This is a genomic window from Bacteroides sp. Ga6A2 (genome assembly GCF_000702225.1).
Taxonomy (GTDB): domain Bacteria; phylum Bacteroidota; class Bacteroidia; order Bacteroidales; family Bacteroidaceae; genus Ga6A1.
In genome coordinates, this window is sequence record NZ_JNKX01000077.1 from 1 (window position 1) to 5,143 (window position 5,143).

Sequence of the window (5,143 nt, forward strand, 5' to 3'; positions counted from 1 at the left end):
AAACGCAGAACCCCCAGATTGGAACGCGGCTGACAAGGAAGGAAATCCGCCTTTTTAACAGAAGTGGCTGCGCCATGCGACACAGCCACACGAGATAGTACAAAACTGGTGGACGGCACCAGCGACTTCCCTTAGTTGGCTGCAAAGATACAACAAATACAACAATACCGGAAAGAAAAAAGGAAATTTAACCATAGAAAATATACTGCGGCGATACCTGGTCACAAATCAGGTACTAAATCTCATGTGCTAATCCGTTTTCTTTTTCCCTTTTGTTAAAATGTCCTATTTTTCCTATGCAAAATTTGGAAATTAGCACAGAATCTTGCTACCGAAGGGACGCAAGAATTCCCACCGCTGAAGAAATCTGTAACGCACAATACTGCATCCTTACATAACCTCTTGTCGCTGAGCGACAATGCGAGTTGCAAGCTTTCGAGTTCGCATAAATTTTTTGGTTTGACACAAATTAAATCGGGAAAAGGTGTTTCATTTCCAAAAAGTAGGATAAGAAGAAATAAAGAAAATTCGGCAGAACGGAGCGTGGGTTATTATGTCACGGCAGATGTGATTTTCTACTCTGTTAATAGAAGATTTTGAGAAAAAATCTTCTTTGTTCTCAAGTAAAATAATATTTTTACAACCGTTTAATGCTATCGCTATACGGTCGAAGACAAGAGAATGAAAAACGACATGTAAAAACTCTTAGAGATTTGCACATTAGTTAACGTAGAGGATTATACCTAGTATGCGTCATAATATATAAAACCTTAAATCCGCAAGTGTGTATTCTCCGTTTCTATGAACTGGTGGTCAAAATCAACGTCGTACATCTCTCCTTTCTTGAGATATCCCATTGAGAGCAAGGCGCTTATCAGCAGGGAGTTGAACGTGTCTGCCGTGTTGAAGTCGTAGGACTTGCCCGATGAGGACGTATAGGAGATGTTCTCAACGGTAAGCTCCCTGATTGCCCTGAGGATGGTATCCGCGCTACAGGTCCGGAGTGTCGGATGCAGGGAAAGATGACTCATGAGATGTGTGGTTACATCCTCTATACACGACCCTCCGCAGAAGTATACGCTCATGAGCGAACGGATGATTTCACTATACTGATATACAAAGGTGCTGCTTCGTATGCCAAGCGTAGAGTCGATTACAGATGACAGTTTGGAATCAGACTGCTCCATAATTGAAAATATTCCGCCGAAGGGAGTGAGTTTTGCTGATTTTATGCTTATATTTGCCATGCCATTGATGAATTTCATTTGCTATATTTTACGACACTAAGTTAAGTGATTTTTCTGACAGGGCAAACTTCTGGACAACATTTTGTTGCTCAGAGTTTTATATAAATCGTTAATTTATTGTGTTGCGGAATTAAGGTACAAGAAAAAATGACGGTCAAACAGATAACATCTGATACTGCTGATGAAAAGATAAAACAGCTCTATGAAACGGCATTCCCTGAAGACGAACAAATCCCTTGGAAGGACTTGATGCGCCTGGTTGAGGAAATGCCGTTGGATTTCACTGCATACTACGATGGTGAAGAGTTCATTGGCTTCACCATCGTCTATCCACGTAAGTCTATCAACAGGTTCTGGTACTTTGCCGTGTGCGAAAAGCTACGGGGCAAAGGCTATGGTCAGAAGATACTGACTCAGATGATAGAACACTATAAGGGACAATCTGTCCCTCTGATTGGTCAATTCTTTGTGCCTTTATTTTTGTTTTTGCAACAATTAACAACCATAGGTGCAATCTTTTACCCAATTTGAGCGTAGATACAAATAAAGGTACTACAAAATATGAAGAAAATAATCACTACCCTACTATTTGTCTTCTTAACAGTAACCATTCAGGGACAAATCAATTATCGGTTGGAAGGAAACATTGGCAGACCGGAAATAACCGACACGCTCATTTTGAAAGAAGAGCGAGGAGAAATCGTGGATGGCTTCATCGCTACAGGAGTCCTCGATACTCTATACATCGTGAAAGGCGAAATCCTGCCGATAGAAGGCCGTCTGTCTGAGCCGATGATGGCAAGAGCAAAAGGTAAACAGATATTGCTACTGCACATGATCTTGGATAATGGTACAACGAAAATTGATGGTACCATCGATGGCTCTATAGTCCGCCAGTCGGGCACTCCGCTCGTTGATGCTATGAACCAGATGGAGGAAGAGCATCAGTTGCTAATGAATGAATTCCGACGTGTTTTCAGTAGCGGTGAGCCTATAGACACGATGGGGTTGATTGCCCTTGAGGACAGCTTTGTTGTAAGTGTAATATCGGCGCACCCCAGCGACCCCATTGGTAGCCTTGTTGCCAATGATTACGCATCCGATGTCAGTGCTCTTTCTCCCCGTCGAGGTTTGGAACTCATCAACATGCTTGTCCCCTCTTGGGTGGAAAAGGAGCCGAGGCTGCAAATGTTGCGAAGAGATTTGCAAGCAAAGGTAAGTACTGGCGAGGGTATGAAGTTTATCGATATCGTTACTGAGTACAACGGCAAGCAGCAACGCCTTTCCGATTATGTAGGTCGTGGTAAATATGTACTTGCAGATTTCTGGGCTTCCTGGTGTTTACCCTGTCGCCGTGAGATTCCCAACCTCATCGCCACCTATAACAAGTACAAAGACAAGGGACTGGTTGTTCTTGGTATTGCTACATGGGATGACCCCATAAAAACAATGAAGGCCATCAAGGAGGAAAACATTCCATACCCTTCGATTATAAACTTCAAAAAGACCGATACCGATGTTTATGGTATTAGTGGTATTCCTCAAATTATGCTTTTCTCACCAGACGGAACTATCCTTGCCCGTGATTTAAGAGGCGAAGATATTGAGCAGAAACTCGCAGAGATTTTTGCAGAATAAGACAAATTCTTGATAATGGATGGCAGGTGCTTTGTCCTGGACATGGAAAGCCCAACGCAGGTCAGTGAGAACATTGACCAACGCAAATGCCGTCAAAACTTCTATCTTCGCAACGGCTTTAAGGACACAAATGTCTATCGTACCTACAACGACATCACCATGACAATAATGATGAGGGGTGAAGGTACGTTCACCATGAAAGATTGGGATGACATCATCCACGAACTGCAACAGTTCTGGTGGCCTGACGACATCGAAGAAGAGTAGTGTGGCTCTTTGCCAGACTGCTATCTGTCACGTCTAAAGTCATTCCTGCTTATTGTATTATAACTATAAACCAAGTTCTGTTAAAATAAACTATTAAAGAGTATGGTACGTTTTTTTTATTTCTGTATGCTCTTCTGCTTCCCTTTTTCATACGTTGTTTCAAAATCATATTTCCATGCTGACACTTTGCGTATGAATAAGAAAACTTATTATACCGTCTCGGAAGCGCAAAAGAGTAATCTTGTAAAGTATTATAAAAATAAGGTTGATACCGTTTTTAATTTTTCAGCAGGAATCAAGCGATTGGCAAAGCATGGTGACGAGATTCTAATTTCGACATATTATCCTATTTGGGGTGACTATTTTTGCTTTTATTATTTTAAAAACAGAGTATCTGTGCCTTGTCTTAGCGATGTGTTTCTGTTGAGGAACGACGAAGTTTCCGTTGTCAAAAATCTTGCAGATGTTTACCCAGTAACGGATAGTGTTTCGGATATTATAATAGAGATGAAAGGTGTTGATTGTGTCAGGACAAGAGATAGGCAGGTCGCAAGATATAAGTGCAAGGACGGTAATTTTGTGATGGAAAAGGTTGAGGCTTCCGGATCTTTTATGGGTGGCAATTTGCTTTACAGATTGCCAAATATTATAAAGGGCGATGACGTAAAGATGGTGCTTGATGCTCTCTTTATAACAGAAGGAACGGTTAAGAGTTTTGCGGAGATTGGAATAGGCGAGAAGGACATCAGAGTCTTTAAGGAACGTTTTCTGAAAAATGTTAGAAACCATAATTCTGATGAGTTCAAAATGGTAAGCGATATTAACTATAATGTTAATGTTGACGAGTTGTGTTCTTATGCTGACAGTTTGTCAACGATATCAGCAGACTTCATAAATCTGGCATTGAACCGTGAACTTTATTTTAATACATCGCATAAATCTGTTTCGATTGATTTCGTTTTTTCTGACGGCGAAAAGCTGAGTTTATTCTATAGTAGACGAGAAAATAGTTATATGGATAGTCCTTTCAATGTTTCGTACAAATCGTTGAGTTATGTTGCTAAGTCTTTCGATTTTTACAGAAAACTGCGCGAGGTTACAAACGGCTGTCTGCTAAGCGATGACGAGACACTCGACAAAAACATATTACTTACAAAAGTCCTGCTGAACTATATATGGTATAAGGAACTGAAAGAACAAGTTGTAAGGAAAGAAAAAGAACAGACAAAATAAAAGTAGAACAGCCCGACTTGGCTGTTGTAATCTCAGCATTACGGAGCAGTATGTGTTATTTTTGGTTATGTTTTAGATAAAAGAATTCTATAATGTAAATCAACAATCCAAAGGCTATATAGAAAGTGCCATCATAAGGCATCGCCTCATGGACACTAATCCACAAATAAATGTAATATAGTTGAAAAACGACAGATGATATACCGCATAATATCTTTCTGAGTTTTGAACTTCCATACAACATAAATGTAATCCACAATCCTGCAAGAAATATTATACTGCTATAGATGTATAAGATACCGACAGCCACATCGTGCCCGTTTCTATAGTACGATTGTATGATACACACAGTTATGCAATACAAGAGGCTCAACAGAAATAAAGAAATTACTTTTTATGATTATCCGCAATTCGCCCTTCCGTTATATAATTTGTGCTCAAACGTAGGCTTATACGAAACGGCAGCGATAACTAACCGGTCGAACATCCTGTCACCGAAATATTTACGGTTGAATTTGTAGCAGAATTCATTCAAGTATTCTTGAAGAAACTCCTCCTTGATTCCGTGATACATGTCTGTGAACAACGACTTGGCGTTTGAAATGGCGATGTGTACCCACGGAAGAACCTTTGGAGCATTGCTCCCGCGGACTGTCTGCCGTTCCGACTTTGACACTGCTTTCTCGACTGTCGAGTGTGAGGCAAAATTATCCATCACAGCCGTGGAGTCTGGACTTACGCTGCACTCGACTGCCGAC

General features: G+C 40.7%; 5 protein-coding genes and 1 pseudogene. 4 read left to right on the forward strand and 2 right to left on the reverse strand.

Annotated elements, in window-relative coordinates; all coding sequences use genetic code 11:
• Positions 1–791: 791 nt before the first annotated feature.
• Positions 792–1,247, reverse strand: a pseudogene (locus T538_RS0113600) (IS1380 family transposase); the annotation flags it as partial.
• 147 nt (positions 1,248–1,394) lie between these two features.
• Here T538_RS0113600 and T538_RS0113605 point away from each other — a divergent pair.
• The 4 genes from T538_RS0113605 (at position 1,395) to T538_RS0113620 (ending at position 4,385) form a co-directional block, all read left to right on the forward strand.
• Entirely contained in the window at positions 1,395–1,778 is a 384-nt protein-coding gene (locus T538_RS0113605; protein WP_155993235.1) for a GNAT family N-acetyltransferase, read from the forward strand.
• A gap of 30 nt (positions 1,779–1,808) precedes the next feature.
• Positions 1,809–2,885: a TlpA disulfide reductase family protein gene (locus T538_RS17860; protein ID WP_051656118.1), complete on the forward strand. Its 1,077-nt coding sequence runs from the start codon at positions 1,809–1,811 to the stop codon at positions 2,883–2,885.
• Positions 2,886–2,927: 42 nt separating this feature from the next.
• The gene (locus T538_RS0113615; protein ID WP_155993236.1) at positions 2,928–3,152 is read left to right on the forward strand and encodes a hypothetical protein; all 225 of its coding nucleotides are present in this window, start codon (positions 2,928–2,930) and stop codon (positions 3,150–3,152) included.
• Positions 3,153–3,344: 192 nt separating this feature from the next.
• Positions 3,345–4,385 carry a hypothetical protein gene (locus tag T538_RS0113620; RefSeq protein WP_031534551.1) on the forward strand — a complete coding sequence of 347 codons (1,041 nt, stop codon included), beginning with the start codon at positions 3,345–3,347 and terminating at the stop codon, positions 4,383–4,385.
• A gap of 400 nt (positions 4,386–4,785) precedes the next feature.
• On the opposite strand, the gene T538_RS19035 is transcribed toward T538_RS0113620, so the two are convergent.
• Positions 4,786–5,143 (reverse strand): transposase (locus T538_RS19035; protein WP_031541414.1); only part of this gene is annotated, 358 nt, incomplete at its 5' end.

Bases quoted from the DNA above. Each gene is read 5' to 3' on its own strand.
- T538_RS0113615 (WP_155993236.1), top strand. From the start codon at position 2,928: ATGGAAAGCCCAACGCAGGTCAGTGAGAACATTGACCAACGCAAATGC.
- T538_RS17860 (WP_051656118.1), top strand. From the start codon at position 1,809: ATGAAGAAAATAATCACTACCCTACTATTTGTCTTCTTAACAGTAACC.
- T538_RS0113605 (WP_155993235.1), top strand. From the start codon at position 1,395: ATGACGGTCAAACAGATAACATCTGATACTGCTGATGAAAAGATAAAA.
- T538_RS0113620 (WP_031534551.1), top strand. From the start codon at position 3,345: ATGAATAAGAAAACTTATTATACCGTCTCGGAAGCGCAAAAGAGTAAT.